General features: G+C 23.6%; 15 protein-coding genes. 3 read left to right on the top strand and 12 right to left on the bottom strand.

The window, feature by feature from the left end:
• The 10 genes from rpsG to NX772_RS01355 form a co-directional block, all read right to left on the bottom strand.
• Entirely contained in the window at positions 1-471 is a 471-nt protein-coding gene (gene rpsG / locus NX772_RS01400; protein WP_027123189.1) for a 30S ribosomal protein S7, read from the bottom strand.
• A gap of 28 nt (positions 472-499) precedes the next feature.
• The gene (gene rpsL / locus NX772_RS01395; protein WP_027123190.1) at positions 500-913 is read right to left on the bottom strand and encodes a 30S ribosomal protein S12; all 414 of its coding nucleotides are present in this window, start codon (positions 911-913) and stop codon (positions 500-502) included.
• Between the two features lie 155 nt (positions 914-1,068).
• Positions 1,069-1,716 carry a ribulose-phosphate 3-epimerase gene (locus tag NX772_RS01390; protein ID WP_027123191.1) on the bottom strand — a complete coding sequence of 216 codons (648 nt, stop codon included), beginning with the start codon at positions 1,714-1,716 and terminating at the stop codon, positions 1,069-1,071.
• Entirely contained in the window at positions 1,703-2,569 is an 867-nt protein-coding gene (rsgA, locus tag NX772_RS01385; protein WP_027123192.1) for a ribosome small subunit-dependent GTPase A, read from the bottom strand. The genes NX772_RS01390 and rsgA overlap by 14 nt, the downstream gene beginning before the upstream one ends.
• Positions 2,570-2,579: 10 nt before the next feature.
• Positions 2,580-3,572, bottom strand: coding sequence for a serine/threonine-protein kinase (locus tag NX772_RS01380; protein WP_027123193.1), 993 nt, complete (start codon positions 3,570-3,572; stop codon positions 2,580-2,582).
• Complete coding sequence (locus NX772_RS01375; protein WP_027123194.1) at positions 3,565-4,353, bottom strand: PP2C family protein-serine/threonine phosphatase; 789 nt, start codon at positions 4,351-4,353, stop codon at positions 3,565-3,567. The genes NX772_RS01380 and NX772_RS01375 overlap by 8 nt, the downstream gene beginning before the upstream one ends.
• Positions 4,346-4,939, bottom strand: a complete 594-nt coding sequence (gene gmk / locus NX772_RS01370) for a guanylate kinase (RefSeq protein ID WP_027123195.1) — start codon at positions 4,937-4,939, stop codon at positions 4,346-4,348. Before gmk ends, NX772_RS01375 begins: the two co-directional genes overlap by 8 nt.
• 10 nt (positions 4,940-4,949) lie before the next feature.
• Complete coding sequence (rsmD, locus tag NX772_RS01365) at positions 4,950-5,492, bottom strand: 16S rRNA (guanine(966)-N(2))-methyltransferase RsmD (RefSeq protein ID WP_027123196.1); 543 nt, start codon at positions 5,490-5,492, stop codon at positions 4,950-4,952.
• 24 nt (positions 5,493-5,516) lie between these two features.
• Positions 5,517-6,191 carry a DNA repair protein RecO gene (gene recO, locus NX772_RS01360; protein WP_240532006.1) on the bottom strand — a complete coding sequence of 225 codons (675 nt, stop codon included), beginning with the start codon at positions 6,189-6,191 and terminating at the stop codon, positions 5,517-5,519.
• Positions 6,172-7,677, bottom strand: coding sequence for an MATE family efflux transporter (locus NX772_RS01355; RefSeq protein ID WP_027123197.1), 1,506 nt, complete (start codon positions 7,675-7,677; stop codon positions 6,172-6,174). Before NX772_RS01355 ends, recO begins: the two co-directional genes overlap by 20 nt.
• 203 nt (positions 7,678-7,880) lie before the next feature.
• On the opposite strand from NX772_RS01355, the gene NX772_RS01350 reads away from it, so the two are divergent.
• From NX772_RS01350 to NX772_RS01340, 3 genes are read left to right on the top strand one after another with little or no spacing between them, the layout of a single operon-like run.
• Positions 7,881-8,345 carry a deoxycytidylate deaminase gene (locus tag NX772_RS01350; protein WP_211246860.1) on the top strand — a complete coding sequence of 155 codons (465 nt, stop codon included), beginning with the start codon at positions 7,881-7,883 and terminating at the stop codon, positions 8,343-8,345.
• A 52-nt stretch (positions 8,346-8,397) separates the two neighbouring features.
• Positions 8,398-9,864, top strand: a complete 1,467-nt coding sequence (gene lysS, locus NX772_RS01345; protein ID WP_027123199.1) for a lysine--tRNA ligase — start codon at positions 8,398-8,400, stop codon at positions 9,862-9,864.
• Positions 9,865-9,866: 2 nt separating this feature from the next.
• On the top strand, positions 9,867-10,682 hold the full coding sequence (locus NX772_RS01340) for a Cof-type HAD-IIB family hydrolase (RefSeq protein WP_027123200.1): 816 nt from the start codon (positions 9,867-9,869) through the stop codon (positions 10,680-10,682).
• 45 nt (positions 10,683-10,727) lie between these two features.
• Here NX772_RS01340 and NX772_RS01335 read toward each other — a convergent pair whose 3' ends face one another.
• Both NX772_RS01335 and NX772_RS01330 read right to left on the bottom strand, forming a co-directional pair.
• A complete protein-coding gene (locus NX772_RS01335; protein WP_027123201.1) occupies positions 10,728-16,679 on the bottom strand; it encodes a beta-N-acetylglucosaminidase domain-containing protein in 5,952 nt (1,983 codons plus the stop codon).
• The gene (locus NX772_RS01330) at positions 16,680-17,915 is read right to left on the bottom strand and encodes a hypothetical protein (RefSeq protein ID WP_036450071.1); all 1,236 of its coding nucleotides are present in this window, start codon (positions 17,913-17,915) and stop codon (positions 16,680-16,682) included.
• Positions 17,916-17,920: the final 5 nt, after the last annotated feature.

The raw sequence follows: 17,920 nt of genomic DNA, 5'->3' as shown, positions 1-17,920 counted from the left end.
TTATCATCTAAAATGAGCAAATGCTTTATTAGCTTCTGCCATTTTGTGTGTATCTTCTTTCTTCTTAATTGCTCCACCTGTATTATTTGATGCATCAATGATTTCATTAGCTAATCTTAAATCCATTGTTTTTTCAGCTCTTAATCTTGAGTAATTTATTAATCATCTTAAAGATAATGTTTGTTTTCTTCTAGCTGAAACTTCCATTGGAACTTGGTAGTTTGTTCCTCCAACACGTCTTGATCTAATTTCAAGTTGTGGAGTTATATTATTAATTGCTTGTTGAAAAACTTCTAATGGATCTTTTCCTGTTTTTTCTTTAACAATATCAAAAGCTGAATATAAAATTGTTTGAGCTGTTGATTTTTTACCATCTAACATAATAGCATTAACTAATTTAGTAACTAATTTTGAGTTAAAAATTGGATCTGCTAAAACATCACGAATAGGTGCTTGTTTTCTTCTTGACATATTTTTCTCCTTTATTTTATATTAAAAATTATTTTTTAGGTTTTTTGGCACCATATTTTGATCTAGCTTGATTTCTCTTATTAACTCCAGCTGTATCTTGTGTACCTCTAACAATGTGATATCTAACCCCTGGTAAGTCTTTTACTTTACCTCCACGAATTAAAACTACTGAGTGTTCTTGTAAATTATGACCCTCTCCTGGAATATAAGCTGTTACTTCCATTCCGTTTGATAATTTAACCCTTGCATATTTTCTTAAAGCTGAGTTAGGTTTTTTAGGTGTCATTGTTGCTACCCTTGTACATACTCCACGTTTAAATGGAGAAGGCAATTTTGTCTCTTTTTTTTGTAAAGAGTTGTAACCAACGATTAGCGCAGGAGCTTTAGTTTTTCTAACTTTATTTACACGCCCTTGGCTAACTAATTGTGCTATTGTAGGCATTCTTATTCCTTTCTTATTTAAAAATAATTAAAATTTTATCTCTTAATTTACAAAATTTATATTATAGGATAAATTAAGCTTATTAATTATATAACAACTTACCCGAGTGTATCGAAAAAAAATTATTTCTTTGATATATTAAAAAATATTTTATGCTAATCAAGTAAATTTTTAAGTTTTTGGACTGATGGTTCTAAAGTTAAATATGAACCCGATACTAAAACATCAGCTCCTGCATTAAAACACTTAGAAGCTGTGAAATTATTTATTCCACCATCTACTTGTATCAAAATATCTAAATTATTTTTGTTTATAAAATCTCTAGCTGATTTAATTTTATCTAGCGAATGTTCAATAAAAGTTTGTCCGCCTTTTCCTGGTTCTACAGACATTATTAGTAATAAATCAAAATGTTTTAAAATATTTTGTACTTCTAAAAAATCTGTATTAGGTTTTATTGATAAACCTAATTTAATTTTATTTTGATATTCTTTTACAAAATCCAATAATTCATTTTGATCTTTAAAAACTTCATAATGAACAGTTGCATAATCAACTACACCGATCACTTGCTCAACTATTTTTTTTGGCTCATAGGCCATTATATGAATATCCATAATATGATTTTGGGAATTATTTTTTATTTCTTTTATTTCTTTTATTTCAATAGCTCTATTTTCTACAAATTTAGCATCCATGTAATCATAATGAATTCAATCAATACCCATATTTAAAAGTGTATGAGTCATATCTAACCTTTTTTCTTTTTCGATGCTTAATAATGATGGACTAATTTTTTTCATTTTTACCTTTCAAAAATTCCTTTAATAAATTTATGTAATTTTCGTACCTGAATAAAGGTATTTCTTCTTGTTTTACCATTAATTTAATTTTACAATCTTCTTCGTTTTCTTTGTAATGTAGGCAACTTCTATATTTGCAATAAATAAAATTTTCTCTAAATATAGCAAAAGATTGATTTATTTCTTCTTTATTAATATCTAGCGAAAAAGAAGAAAACCCGGGAGTGTCTATCAAAAATCCACCATTTCATTCAATCATTTGAACAACTCTAGTAGTGTGTTTTCCTCTGTTTAAAGATTTCGATATTTCTTGTGTTTGAAAATCTTGATCTGATAAATTATTAATTAAACTTGTTTTGCCAACTCCTGTTTGGCCCATAAAAACTGAAATTTTGTTCTTAAATAATGGCTTAAGTTTTTTTATGTTTTCACTTTCTTTTTCTTTGTTATTTATAAAGAAAAAATCATAATTCATTTTTTTATAGTCTTTTGCAATAAGATCAAAATCTAAAAATAAATCTACTTTTGTAAAAATTATTATGGGCTTTATTTTTTTAGATTCTATAATTAATAAAAATTTATCTAAAAGAAAAGAACTAAAGTCAGGTTCTTTAAGCGAGATAACAACTATAACTTGATCAATGTTTGCAATTTTAGGTCTAATAAAAAAGTTTTTTCTTTCTAAAATTTTATTTACCATTCCATTTTTTTCGTATTCTACAATATCACCAACAACGGGTAATACATCGGAATTTCTTAATTTTCCACTCCCTCTTAATCTGATAACATTATTATTTTGATCTAAAATGTCATAAAAACCCGCAATTATTCTTATTACTTTTCCTTTTTCCATAACTTCCCATCTATTCTATTAATAATAAAATTATAACAATGATTAATAAAATTAAAACAATAACTAATGATGTGTAAAGTATAAAATTACCCATTTTTCCAGTTCAAAAATCTAAAAAAGTTTTCTTTTCAGGTTTATTATAATCAATTATTTTTTCAGCTAAACGATCTGGTCTTAAACAAGTGGATAAATCTCTATATAATTCACTCATATCTCTATATCTATTATCAGGATTTTTTGCTAAACATCTATTAATAATATTGATTAAACCATGAGAAGTTGTTTGTTTTAAAACTTGAATTTTAGGAACAGGATTATATTTATGTTTACTTATAATTTTAACATGTGAATAGCCAGTAAAAGGCACTGATCCAATTAGCATTTGATACATAACTATTCCAACAGAGTATATATCTATCTTTTCTGATCCTTTTTCTTTATAATCTGCAATTTCACCTGGCATATAATGAACGGATCCTATAACTTTATTTTCTTGCGTTAATCTTTCCGACTCATTATCTATTGCTATACCTAAATCTATTATTTTAATTTCATTTAATGTGGAAACCATTATATTTGAATCTTTAATATCTCTATGATAAATTCCGGCATTATGAATTTCTTTTAAACCTAGCACTATTTGTTTAGAATAATTAACAACTTCTTCCTTGGAAAGAGAACCAACCCTTTCAATTACATTTTTAAGAATTGTTCCCTCTATTAATTCCATCACTATTCAAAATTCTCTATTTTCTCTATCAAAACAGTAATCTAATAATTTTATTACATAAGGTGAATTTATTTTTTTATGAATTCTTATTTCTTGAGCAAATCTTTTTATATTATTTTCGTCCATTAAGTTTGAATTCATAAATTTTATGGCACATTTCGTTTTGTTTGCTTTGTTTATTGCTAGGTATATGGTAGACATACCTCCACCACCTATCATATTTAAAATTTTGTATTTTTCTTCAAGTTTCTTTTTATATCCTAAATTATTCATCTTTTATCTCTACTAAAATTAATGTTAAATTGTCGCTTGAATTATTTTCTAAAGCTTGCTGAATTAATAATTTCCCTTTATATTCTATATTTTGATTTTTTAAAAACAATATATTTTCGATAATCGATTTGGATAAAAAATCGTGTACACCATCTGTTGTTAAAAGAAAAAATACTTCATTATTTTCTTTTTTATCTATTAGTTCATTCATATTACTCGATAAAAAATCAATTTCCATTAGTTTTTTGGGACCTAATGAAGAGATTAAAGATTTAGCTCCAGGAATAATACTTGCTTCCTCTAAAGTAAAGCCTTCATTTTCCATATAAAAATTTAAAAGGTTTTGATCCTTGGTAATTTGTTTTAATTGATTTTTATAAATATAAAATCTTGAATCACCTATATTTATAGAATAAATATTTTTTGTTTTTGTTTCATAAATAACGGCAGATAAAGTTGTTCCCATATCTAAAAAAGATAAGTCATTATTTTCGGCTCATTCTTTCATTTTTTGTTTTGATAAATTTACAATTTTTATAAATCATTGATCAATTTTTTCATTATTTTCAATCGCAGGATTTAAGGAACTAAAATTTTCACGGAAAGTTTCTACAGTTATTTCTGAAGCTTTTTTTCCACCTAAATGACCACCCATACCATCTGCTACTAAAAATAGAAAAAAATTATCATTGTATAGAATACAATAATTATCTTGATTTTCTTCTCTTTTTCCTTTTTCACTTACAGAAAAAAAACTTACATTATTAATTTTTTTAATCATTATTTTTTAATTCTTTAAATATTATTTTTTTTATTTCGTTAGCCGCTATATGCGCATCATCATTAATAACTGAGTATAAAAATTTATCTTTTTCTTTTAACTCTTCTTTTGCTTTATCAATTCTAATTTTTATTTCTTTCTCAGTTTCTGTTGCTCTATTATTAATTCTATTTTTTAACTCTTGTAAAGAAGGTGGAGTAATAAAAATGGAAATTAAACAAGAACTTTCATTTTTTTCTTCATAATATTTCATTATATTTAATGCGCCATTAGTTTCTATTTCTAATAAAGGCAAAAACCCTTGCTTGTTTATATTTTCAATTTCGGAATAAAGTGTTCCATAAAAATTATTAAAATGGCTATTTCATTCAATAAACTCATTATTTTTTATTTTCTTTTCAAATTCTTCTTTAGAAACAAAATAATAATGAACCCCATCCACTTCACCTTCTCTTGGTTTTCTTGTAGTTACAGAACAAGAAAGTTTTAATTTCATTTCACTATTATCTTCAAATAATATTTTTTCAATTGTGCCTTTACCTACACCTGAAGGTCCTGCTAAAATTACTAATTTATCTTTTTTCATTTTTCACCTTTTATCTTTTTTTTATAAAAAATACAAAAGTTTTACCATATTTCTTTTTCTTATCTATTAAAAATTCATCTGAAAATTTTATTTTTTCAGTATTTGTTTCTACTATTAGTGTACCATGCTCGTCTAATATATCATTTTCTAAAATCTTTTTACAAGTTTCTTCCAACAAAGTAACTTCGTTATACGGAGGATCTAAATATATAAAATCAAACTTTTTTTCTTTAAACAATTCTATCATTTGAAATGCTTCCACATTAAAAAGAAAAAGATTTTCTATATTTAATTTTTTCTGGTTTTTTTCTATAAGATTAAAGACTTTTCTATTTTTTTCTGAAGAAAAAACTTCTTTAGCTCCTCTTGAAATAAATTCAAATGAAATTGCACCTGAACCTGAAAATAAATCTAATACTTTTGTTCCTTCTATTTCAAATTGAATAGAAGAAAAAATGGATTCTCTTACTCTATCTGTTGTAGGTCTAACTATATTTAAGTCAGGTTCTTCTATTTTTCTTCCTTTTAATTTACCAGCAATTATTCTTAACATATATTTAAAAATATTACCATAAATTTAAATAATATTCTCATTAATAAATTCTTTAATTTCTTTGTAAATTGTGTAATTAGACTTTACGTTTGCAAATTTTAAATAAATTTCCAATGAATGAGATAAATAATAAAACGTTTTTAAGTCTTCAATACTTTTATAAGAGGCATTTTGTGTATGAATTTTACAAGTCATACCGCCGCTAAATATTTTAAAATCATTAAGATTTTTATTACTATAACACTCAATGCATTTATCTGCGGTTTGTTTATATCCTAAAAAAGTTAATATTTTAAATAGTATATACGTTTTTATAAAGAAAATATTGTTATTTTTAGCTATTTTTAAACTATATTCTAATAAATCAAAAAATTCTTTATTAGAATATTCTAAAATCTTTATATAGCGCATTATTTCTAAAAATTCTTCATATATATTTTTTTTATCTAAAAAATTGAAGTTTTCTATAATGTTCCCTTTTTTTAATTTAGACATTGAGTTATTCAATCTAGATAAAAACAATTCATATTCACCTATAGTCAATAAAAGTAAAGAATTTCTATTTTTACTTAAAGGTTTTCTAACCCCCTTAGCTAAAAAACTAATTACTTTTTTAGTAGTTAATATTTTAACAATAGCATCATTATTTTCGTATTCTTTATAATCTATAACAATACCCTTAATTAAAGTTGTTGACATTTTTTTCAAATAACTTTCTTTTAACTAATGGATCATCTATATGTTTAGCTCAATCTACTTTTAGATAAACTATTTCAAAAACTAAAAATTTTACTAAATCAATCAAGAAAAAAATTCAATATGTTTGACTTAAACTTATATTTTTATCTTGTGGTTTAATAACAAAAGTTATAAAAATTAATCATAAAAGAGCAGAAAATTCTAAACAAAATTCTAAGATTGCAACTAAGTTAGTTCTACCTCCTGAAGCAATTAATCTACTTGAAGTAGAAAATCAAATCCAAATCGGATTAAAAACAACAATTACTAAAAGAGTTTTTTGAAGTTCTGAAAGATATAAAATTTTAGCTTGTTCTTTTGTTGAAGAATTAGTTGCAATTTCTGCTGCAAAATAATTAATATGTGGTACTAATAAAGAAAAAAATAAAAGTAGAAAGGATAAAATAAAGGCAACTATTGTATGAAAACCTTTTAACTCATTAGCATTTTTCTTAGCAATTTCAAATTCTTTTTTTCCTAAATATTTGCCGACAAAACCCGAAATATTAGAAGTTATTGCTCCAAAAACCGCCAAAAACATTTCACTTATTGCGCCGGTTAAACCTAATATAGCAGCAGCACCAATGGCTCAATCTACATTACCTATAGTTCCTTGAGGATACATTTTATTAAATAAAATATTTCTTAAAATTATTAATATAGTGTTTGATGAAATTAAAATAACACTATGTATTCTAATAAAAATTTTCTTTCAAGTATCTTTTGAAACTTCCAATAAACTAAAAGGATTGATTAAAGCTTTTCTAACTTTTTTATAAACAAAAAAAGTATCACCAAAAATACCAAAAATTCTTGCTGCAATAGAAGCAAAAGCTGCTCCTTTAACTCCTAAATTAAAAACGTGTATTAATAATATATTTAAAATAATGTTTATTAAAAGGGACCCAATTGATGAAATTAAGGCTTCTTTACCATGACCTGTTTCAGTCAATAAGGAACTCATCGGTGATGTTCAAGCAAAAATTATTCATGTAATTACAATTAATCTTAAATAATCAATAGATTGTTGTAATGTTTTTTCATCTTGTTTTATCTGATAAAAAACAGATATCATATTTTTAGAAAAAAAGAGAGAAAATAATGAAAAAATAGTAACTGATATAAAGGTTAAAAGTACTCTAACTCTCATTACTTCTTTTGTTTTATTATAATTTTTTGAACCTCAATATTGACCTATAATTCCCGAACAAACAAAAGATATACCAGTGATAACACCACCAACTATCCCTGTTCATGAATTTGCATAGGATAAAGAATCAACACCATGCGGTATTGTAGTAACCATAAAATTATCAATAAATCCATTTAATGAAAAAAGGAATCCTGTTATTATTATTGGAAGAGAAAATTTAAAATACATTAATCATTTTTTTTTATTTTCTGGAAAATGATTTTTTAAAAATATTACCCACTTCTTCTCTAACATAATTATTAAATTTTAGCAAATATTTTAAAAAAATATAATTTTATGGTAATATATAGTTAATTCTTCAAAATTGAAGGGTTATCGAAACTAAATGTTTCTTACGATAAATTTCCGATGCAGAAGGCATTATTTCATATAATAATATCATTAAGAATGGTGAGCTGTTCTTAATATTTTTATTTTTTTATTATATAATTAAAAACATGAAAAAAATTATAGATTGAGATCAATATTTTATGGCATTAACTAAGTTGAGCGCCTTACGTTCTAAAGACCCTAATACACAAGTGGGAGCTTGTATAATAAATAATAGAAAAAGAGTTATTGGTTTAGGATATAACGGAATGCCTTCAGGAAATGATGATGATTTTCCATGATCAAGAGAAGGAGAAAGTGCTAAAGAAACTAAATATCCATATGTTGTACACGCAGAAATAAACGCTATTCTAAACTCTATTACTACATTAGAAAATGCTGTTCTTTATACATCTTTATTTCCTTGTTCCAATTGCGCAAAAACAATTGTTCAATCCGGAATAAAAGAAGTTATTTATTTTCAAGACAAATATCACGATACAGAAGATGCATGAATAGCAAGAAAAATATTTAAAGATTCTTTTGTAAAAACAAGAAAATTAGAAGAAATAAAAATTACTTTAGAACTTTAGTAGAAATATTGAAAATTATAATTTATTATATTTATACATAAAAAGGAGAAAAATGAGTAGACACTTTAATGAACAAGAACTTATAAGAAGAAAAAAACTAGAAACATATAAAGAAATGAATATAAATCCTTATTCTCAAGCCGGTGAAATTTCAGATAATTCAGTTAGTCTTTTAGTTAAATATCATTCCTATTCTAAGGAATATTTACATAACAAAAACTTTACTGCATCTGTGGTTGGAAGAATAATGACAAAAAGAGGTCCTTTCATTGTTTTAAAAGACCAGGAAGCAAAAACACAAATTTACTTTAATAAAAAAGAAAATATTGAATTAAGTAAGCTAGTTGAAACCTTTGATATTGGTGATATTATATGAGTAAAAGGTTTTGTAATGAAAACAAATACTGGTGAAATTTCATTAAACGCTAAAGAAATTAAGTTATTAACTAAAGCTTTAAAACCACTTCCTGAAAAATATCATGGTTTAACAGACGTTGAAGAAAAATATCGTCGTCGTTATGTCGATTTAATCATTAATGAAGAAGCTAAGGAAATATTTTGAACAAGAAGTAAAATCATTTCTTATGTTAGAAGTTTTTTTGATAATTTGAAATATTTAGAAGCAGATACTCCTGTTCTTCACCCTATTTTAGGAGGAGCTAGCGCCCGTCCTTTTACAACATTTCATAATGCTTTAAGTATGGATTTTTATTTAAGAATAGCGACAGAACTACCACTAAAAAAACTTTTAGTTGGTGGTTTTGATAGAGTATATGAAATTGGAAGAATTTTTAGAAATGAAGGAGTTGACACAACTCATAATCCTGAATTTACCTCTATCGAATTTTATGAAGCATATTCAGATTTAAATATCATGATGAAGAGAACTGAAGATTTAATTTCTTCTTTAGCAAAAAAACTAGGGAAAGAAGAAATTCAATACGGTGGTCATTTAATTAGTTTGAAAGCTCCATTTAAAAAAATAGATATGGTGGATGAAACTTCTAAACACGTTGGAGTAGATTTAAAAAATGCTTCTTTTGAAGAAATTAAAGCAATTGCAATTAAAAATAAAATTAAAATCGAACCTTATTTTACTAGTGGTCATTTAATTAATGAATTATTTGAATTATTTGTAGAAGAAACTTTAATTCAACCTACATTCGTTTATGGGCATCCTATAGAAATTTCTCCTTTAGCTAGACAAAACGAAAAAGATCCTAGATTCACAGATAGAGCAGAATTATTTATAAACAAAAAAGAATATGCAAATATGTTTAGTGAATTAAATGATCCTATTGATCAACTAGAAAGATTTGAATCACAATTGAAAGAAAAAGAGTCAGGAAACGACGAAGCAAGTGAAATAGATATGGATTTTGTTGAAGCTTTAGAATACGGTATGCCTCCTGCTGGTGGATGTGGAATAGGTATTGATAGATTAGTTATGTTATTAACACAAAAAGAATCAATTAGAGAAGTATTATTATTTCCGCACCTTAAAAATAGAGGAAATTAATTATGAAAAAATTGTTTGCTTTTGATCTAGATGGAACTTTACTAACAAGTGAAGGTAAAATTCACCCTGAAACCATTAATGCACTTAAACTTGCTAAAAAACACGGACATTATTTAGCAATCGCAACAGGAAGAGCTATTGCATCAACTACTATATTTTTAAAACAATTTCCTGATTTTGATTTTTTAATTTCAAATAATGGTACAGCTATTTACGATGTGAAAAATAAAGAAACATTTATTAAAGATCATTTGCCTAGTGATTTATTAGATTTATTTTTAAATGCTGCTAAAGAAAGTAAAAGTTTTTTTACATTGAGTACCGAAAAAAATGTATACCCTTTCAAAGAAAAAAATCAAGATTTTACATGATTGAGTCAACAAGAAAAAATGGACTATGATGAACAACTCTTTAAAAGCGAAGAAGAGTTAAAAGAAGCTATTTTTATAAGAAAAGAGAAAATTACACAATTAGCTTTAAGAAATTCTCAAGAAACCATCAAAAAATTAGCGGAAAAATACACAAAAATTTTAAATCAAAGCGCTAGTTGTATTGTTACAAATAGAGTTTATTTAGATATAAATCCTAAAAATACTGATAAATTTTTTGGGTTAGAATTAATATTAAAAAAATTAAATCTTACCACTAATAATCTCATAACATTCGGGGATTCAGGAAATGATATTTTAATGATTAAAAATGCTGCTAAAGGTTTTGCAATGGAAAATGGAACAGATTCAGCTAAAGAAGTAGCTTTTAAAATTATTGGAAACCATAACTCTGATTCAATTTCAAAAACCATAAAAGAATTAATATAAAAAAATATACAAGATTTTATTGTATATTTTTTTATAAATTTCTTTTTATTTATCTTTTGTTTTTTTAAAAAATCTTTTATAAAGCACAAAAATTCCTGCACTTAATAAAGCTAGAATAGAAAAAGTTGAACCTAAAATAATTCCTACATTATTATTTTTATTATTCATTTTTTCTTCATTTGAAGATTCTTTTTCAATTTCTTTTTCAACTTCAACTTTTAATAATTGTAAATCTTCTTCTTTATAAGAATTATTAATTTCATTAATAAATTTTTCTTTTAACATCTCATTTGTTATTTTCTGTAATAATTGATTTAATTCTTCTTTATAAGTGCTAATTTTTGCAATATTTACTGGTGTATTAAATTTTTGGAATTCTAAAATTAAATTTAAATAATCTAATTTGTTTTCTTTTGCAATTTCTAGTTTATTTAAGAAGACATTAACTATATTTTTATCTTCAATATTATGTAATTGTTCTAAAAGATAATCACGATTTATTTCTATATTTTTCTCTGATTCTTTTATTAACTTAATATTATTTACTATGATTTTATCTGATAGTTCATTTGAGTTTAAACTATTTTCTCCATCCTTGATAGTTCTTTGATAATTTATATAGGTTTCAGGAATTAAAAAATCCTTTATAGTTATATATTTATTAATAATATTTTCTTTGAATTCATTAATTTTTGCTGATTTAATCGATTGAAAATTATTTAATTCTTTTTCTAAGGATTCACTATAAGATAAAATGCTATTTTGGCTGAAATTATTTTTGCTTATAAAATCATCTATTTCAAAAATTTTTAAAGATAAATTATTGTCTATAGTTTCTCATTTTTTATCTTCAATAATGATTTTAGCTTTTTTAACTAAACTTTCAAGTTCTTTTAATTTTATTCCTAACTCATTTAATTTTAAATTGTTATATTTGAAATTAAAAGAATTATTTAAATCTAAAAACAATAAAGCATCTTCACTAATATTTAATTTTTCCTTCCCTTCATCCACTAGAACTTTTAAAACATTAATTCCGATTGCTTCATAGATATTTTTATTTAGTTCGTTAAATAAATTTATATTTTTATCTAAAAGGACTTTTTGTTTTCTAGAAAATTTTAACTTAGCGAAAGAAGTATTTATTTTTTCAGTTAAAGTATTTATTTTTTCTTGAGTTAGATTTTCTTCATCGCTTAAAAACTTCTTAGCATTTTTAATTTGAGTATCATAATCAGTATATGAATCTAAAGTATAAATGTCATTTTCATTAGTAACTTTATTTTGAATTAATTCTTTTAAATTATTAGTATCTGCTTTTACATTAGAATTTTGAATAATAAAATTAATTTCATTTTTAAAATCTTCAATACTTTTTTGAGAAAGATATTCAGATTCTAAAGCTAATAAAATAGAAGATTTTATTTTATTAAAAGCGGTTTTATCTTCATTAATTCAATTATCAAAATTACTTGGTAAATTTTCTAACAATAAATTTACTTCTTCTCTAGAAACATCATTATTTCCTTCTATATTTTCTAAACTAATTTCATTAATTATAGGTTTTTCATTTTTTCACTCTATTATTAGTTGTAATAGTTCTTCATTTTGATTATTGGGTAAATTAAAAAAGATTAAATTTTTACTTAAATTACCGATAAAAATTTCATTTTCAGTTGAATTTTCTTTATTGAAAGTTTTTAACTTAAGCTTTGTGTTTAAATTAACTTTAGAGCTAAAAATTCTAATTTTCTTTCCTTTAAATTCTTTGCTATCAATATTAATTTTAAGAATACCACTATTTTGATTAGGTATAAAAGTAGTTTTTAAGTTTTTATCTAAAAGTTTTTCAGGTCCATTTGTATTTGAAGAAGTTAATTCTGATCCTTCATATTTAAAATTTGTTTCCTTTAAAGGGCTTTCTTGATCATTAATAATAATTTCGTTGATAGATAAATTTCTATTTAAAGGATAATTGTTTTTTACTAATATCCTTATATATTTAATATTGTTGAAATTTAAATTTTCTTTTCCTCAATATCTATAATTAACTTTATCTCTACTAAAAAATCCATAAGTTGTATCTTTTAGTTTGCTTAAATTATTCCCTGAATTATTATCATTTATTGTAAATGCTTTATGTCATATGTCTTTATCTTCTGAAACTTGAACTTCAATATCTCTTGGAAAATCATAAGAATCTTCTGAAGAATATATTTTAATTGAATTTATGGTTTGTTTTCTTATTAAATCATAGATAACGTATTTATTTTTTCCTACTTGACTAAAAGTTGATGAAGTACTTAAATCATTGTCAAATTCAAATTTAGAATCATAATTTTCATTTTTTGCAAAATTTGTGGAATCTAATTTTCCAAAATCTAAATTCTCTTCAGTTTTTACTATTAAATTAGTAAAAGCAATATTAACATTTTGACTTGAAATATTTTTTACAATAAAATATTGAGCTTTAAAATCTTCTCCCAACGAATTAATATCATCTACTTCTTTTCATTCTACACCATTTATAGAACTAAAAAATTTAATTTGATCAGTTTTAGTTATATTAGTTGTAACTTCTTTTATTTTTAAAATTTTTCCTAAATTAATACCTATATATTCGTTTTCTGATAAAGTGTAATTCTTATTTATTTCATTGTTTTGGTTTGTTAAACTAAACACTAACTCATCTTCTAAAGTACTAAATTCTTCACTTTTTGTTTCACTAGATAGATAAAGATTTTCTTTATTTTTAGCTTTTTTATCACTAATATCTACAGATTTTAACCCTCATCATCTATTGGAATTTCTTGTAGATATGATTCGTATACCATTCATTTTCCCGGTATTTTTAGGAACTTCATAAATAAATTCTAAATTGTTATTCACATCAATTTCAGGACTAATATCAACATAATTATCATTAATTATTTTTTGTATTTTAAAATATCTTAATACTTCATTTTGTTGTTGTAATATTCTAATACTTGTAATTTCTTTATAATCATTAAATAAAATGTTTAAATAATTGTTTTGAGCTATATTTCCGTTATTACTTAATTGTGACATTCATGCATAAGTGTCATCGTTTTTATCGACAATATATTCAAATCTATCATTTCTTGAAGCCGAATTTATCGCACCATTTTGTGCAATTCTTAAATTAGGACTTTTTAATACAAAGGTCTGATTTTCATGAACTTGAAATCCACCTGCTTTAAAAGTTCCTAAACGTCATCATGAGTTTTTTTGTGAATTATTTATTATTCTTATTTTATCTGTATAAGCAAATCCTGATATAGTCTGTGATCTTAAATTTTCTAAATCATATGAGCCGAATCTTTTTCACTCATTTGATCCATAATCATAATATTCTACTTTAAAATTATTAAGGACATCACTATGTTTGGAAGCACCTTGTTCTACTAAAACTCTTGTTATATTTCTTCTAGTAGGGAATGATATACTAACAGATGCACCTTGATTAAAACTATGTGTATTTCTAGAAGATATTTGTCATTCAGTACGAATATCATCATCTAAAATACTATTACTATTTCCTGCTCTATTTTGAATATTTAAGCTATCATTAGCATTAAAAACAGCATCATTAAATCATGTTTCTACAATTTTTTCTTTATCAAAGTCATTTACAACGAAATTAAAAATTCTAACTCAACCATTATCACTATTTTCTTCTAAATTTCTAACTCTTACGGCCTTTACATTTTTTAAGTTTAAATTTGTTAATGTAATAGGATTAAAGTTTCCGCTAGGTGCACTATGTGCTGAACCTATTTGATTTCAATTGGTATCATCTTCTAATTGGTATTCAACAACAAAATTATAAAAATGATCTGTACCATCACCCATTTTTATATAAACCTTATTTAAAGTAATGGCTTCTGAAAATCTAGTACCAAAATATTCATCTTTTCTTATTTTTTCATTATAACCATTAAAAACCGATACTGAATTATTGGATTTTAATAAAACTTGTTCTGAACTTACACCAAAAGAAGAATTAGCTTCTCTTCCTCTACTACTAATGAATTCTTGTTCTACTTCAAAAATATTTTTTTCTACGGAAATTGCTATATTATTTTTGAAATATGTCAATATTGATTTTATAAAAGGTAAAAGAACTTTTTCTCCACCGTTAATTTTTTTATTTTCTTTTAAATCAGCTATATTTTCTATATGTCTTAGTTTTTCTTCTGCTAAAAAAATACTATTGTTAGTTTCGGATAAAAGATTATTTCTTTTATAAACAGCCACATCTAAAAGAATATTAATTATTTCACTTATCAAAAATATTTTTTGAACTCAAGGTTTTATTTCTTGTGTAAAATTATTCTTATAATTTAAAATAAACTCCGAATCATTTTGTAATATTGATATTTTCTTTTTTAAATCAAGAATTTCATCAATTGTATAATTGTTATTTTTTATTTTATTTTCTATTTCGGTTAATGAAGAAGATAAGTAATTACTCTCGTTTAAATTTATGATTTCACTTTCTTCTTTATCAGAATAGTTAATATTATCCAAAACATTATTAAAGGATTTTAATAATGGATTTTCTATTGAATTTAAATTTAAAATATTTTTCAATAAAATGTTTTTTTGTTTTTCTAGATCATCTCTATTTTGTAAAGAAAATAAAATATTAAATTCTTTTAAAAATACATTATTTATTTCTAAATTTTCTGATAAGCTCACTATAAATGAATTTAAATCGTTATGTTGAAAATCATTAAAGTCAAAATTAGATAATAAGTCTATTGATAAAATATTTTCGTCTACTAGTTTAGGGAAATTAAAAATAATATTTGCTTTTTTATTTAATGATGAATTAAAGGTTCTAATAAATTCACTATTAAGATTATTATATTTTTTTCCTCCTGTCATAATAATTTCAATATTATTATTAAAAGTAGAAAAATAATCTGGAATTAAAGAAACATTTTGTTCTTTTACCAAATAAAAGATTTTTTCATTTACTTTATGAGAATCTCTTAAACTCGATAACCATTCAGAAATAGAATTTATAACATTTACTTGTAATGTATTATTTAAATTAGAGCTTTCTAAAGAAGAGAAAGCAAAAGACTTTATTCCATTGTTTATTAATTGTAATAATTTTTGCTTTAATACATCTATATCGCTTTCAAAATAATTATCTTGAGAAATAGAAGAATGGGTAAAAAAATCTATTGTATAAATAAATTCCATACCTTTTTCTTTAGTAAAATTTGCAAGATTATTCAATAAATTTAATTCATATTCATCATACAAATCTCTTCAATTTTTTGAATTTTTTAAATCTCGAGAATTAAAATAAATGTATTTATTAAATCCATTTGTTATTGCGTTAGAAATATTTTTCTTTCTATTTTCTAACGAAATATCTAAGCTATCAAATATAGATCTATTCTTTATTTTTTGATAATCATTAATTTTGGCATTTTGTAAAACTTTATTATCACTATTTTTTATAATTTCTTTTAATGTCGCTAAACCATTTGTTAAACCAATTTTATCGTTCGATTCTAAAAACAAATAATTATTTTTCAGTTCTATAAAATATTCATTAAAATTAGCGATATTATAGTTAAAATCTAAACCATATTTAGTAATTAAATTATTTACACTTAAATTTTTATCTTCCAAAAAAGAAATTACTATATTCGTATAATCGCTTTTTGTTGTTTCTGAAAAAGAAATTTCATATTTAAGTTCTTTTAAAGTTTTAATTAATAAAATAAAATTAGGATTATCTTCCAATGGCGAACTTAAAATTAAATTAATTTTATTTTTTAGTATGAAAAAATTATTATCATAAGAAATGTTTTTAACAGGAGTCAAGAATTGATAATCGATATTTTGAACACTATTATTTGCTTCATTTGACATGGATAAAAATGAAAAAGGACTTATAACAATAGGACTAGTTAATAATAAATGTCTTATAAAATTTTTATTTTTATTTTTCATTTAATCTCCTATTCTTTTAATATTCACATCATAAATTAAGTATTCGCCTTTATCGTCATAAGATAAAACTTTATATTTTTTTCTATTTAAATCACTATAAATGATTTCTTTTTGAACTAGTGTTGCATTGGAATAAACTTCTAATTCATCATCTAAATTATTACTTTCGATATTAATTTCACTACTAAAGTTCTCTATAATAGTATTGCCGTATTTAAACTTTTTTATAGATTTATCGCTACTAAAAATTAAATTATCTTCCTTATCTAAACCTTTAAAAGCGATATTAGTAATTCCAATAATTAAATTTCTATTTGATGAATCCGTAGCCGGTTCTCAATGAATTCTGATCCAATTAGTTTTAACTGTATCAAAAGTTATCTTTTTTGTATCAGAAGTATTAGCTAATCTTGCCTGCGGATGAGATAACATAGGACCTAAATCTTGAGCAGAAATTTTATCTTGATTTTCTACATTAGTTCAATTCATTCCATCTTCAGAATGCTGAATATAAATATTTTTAGGTAATCTCCCTGTAGATTCTCCCCTAGAAGCTCATCTTCAAAAATTTATTTCTATTCTTGAAATATTTGTTTTTTCTTCCCAATGAAAAACAAAATTTGTGTTTTGTGCACGATCATAATAATTTCAATTATCTCATCTAGAATTTGTATTAACATAATCCCCAGATCTATCTATTAATTTTGATAACGCATCTCTACCACCGTCGTGAGTACTTTTATCAAAATCAATTGTCATTCTCTCTTCCTTTGTTAAAAAGTCACTTTCTAGTATATCTTTTCTACTTTGAGTTAATACATAAAGTTTTGTGATTATGTTTTTTTTATTATGTCTGATTTGCCCGGTTATAACATCATCTGAATAAAAGATTTTATCCTCTCTAAAATCTCAAAATACATTTATTCATTTTATTTCATTTAATTCATCTAAAACCTTAATTTGTTTAGGTAAATCATCTAATTTTATTTTATCGCCTTTATAAATTTTTATAACGTTTAGTATAGGAATAATATTATCTACATTCTTATGTAAAGAAAAATTTATTGTTTTTTCTTTTGTTTCTAGATTTGTTTTATTTAAAAAAGCATCATTCTGTTTATATATAATTTCTGAATTTTGATTTATCTTGTCTGTTTGATTTGAACAAGAAATTATAGAAAAAAGGCTCAAAAATGAACTTACTGAAAGCAATTTTATGATTTTATTTTTAAACATTTTTC

Source organism: Mesomycoplasma molare (genome assembly GCF_024918955.1).
Lineage (GTDB): Bacteria > Bacillota_I > Bacilli_A > Mycoplasmatales > Metamycoplasmataceae > Mesomycoplasma_A > Mesomycoplasma_A molare.
This window is presented reverse-complemented; position numbering and strand designations above follow the sequence as displayed.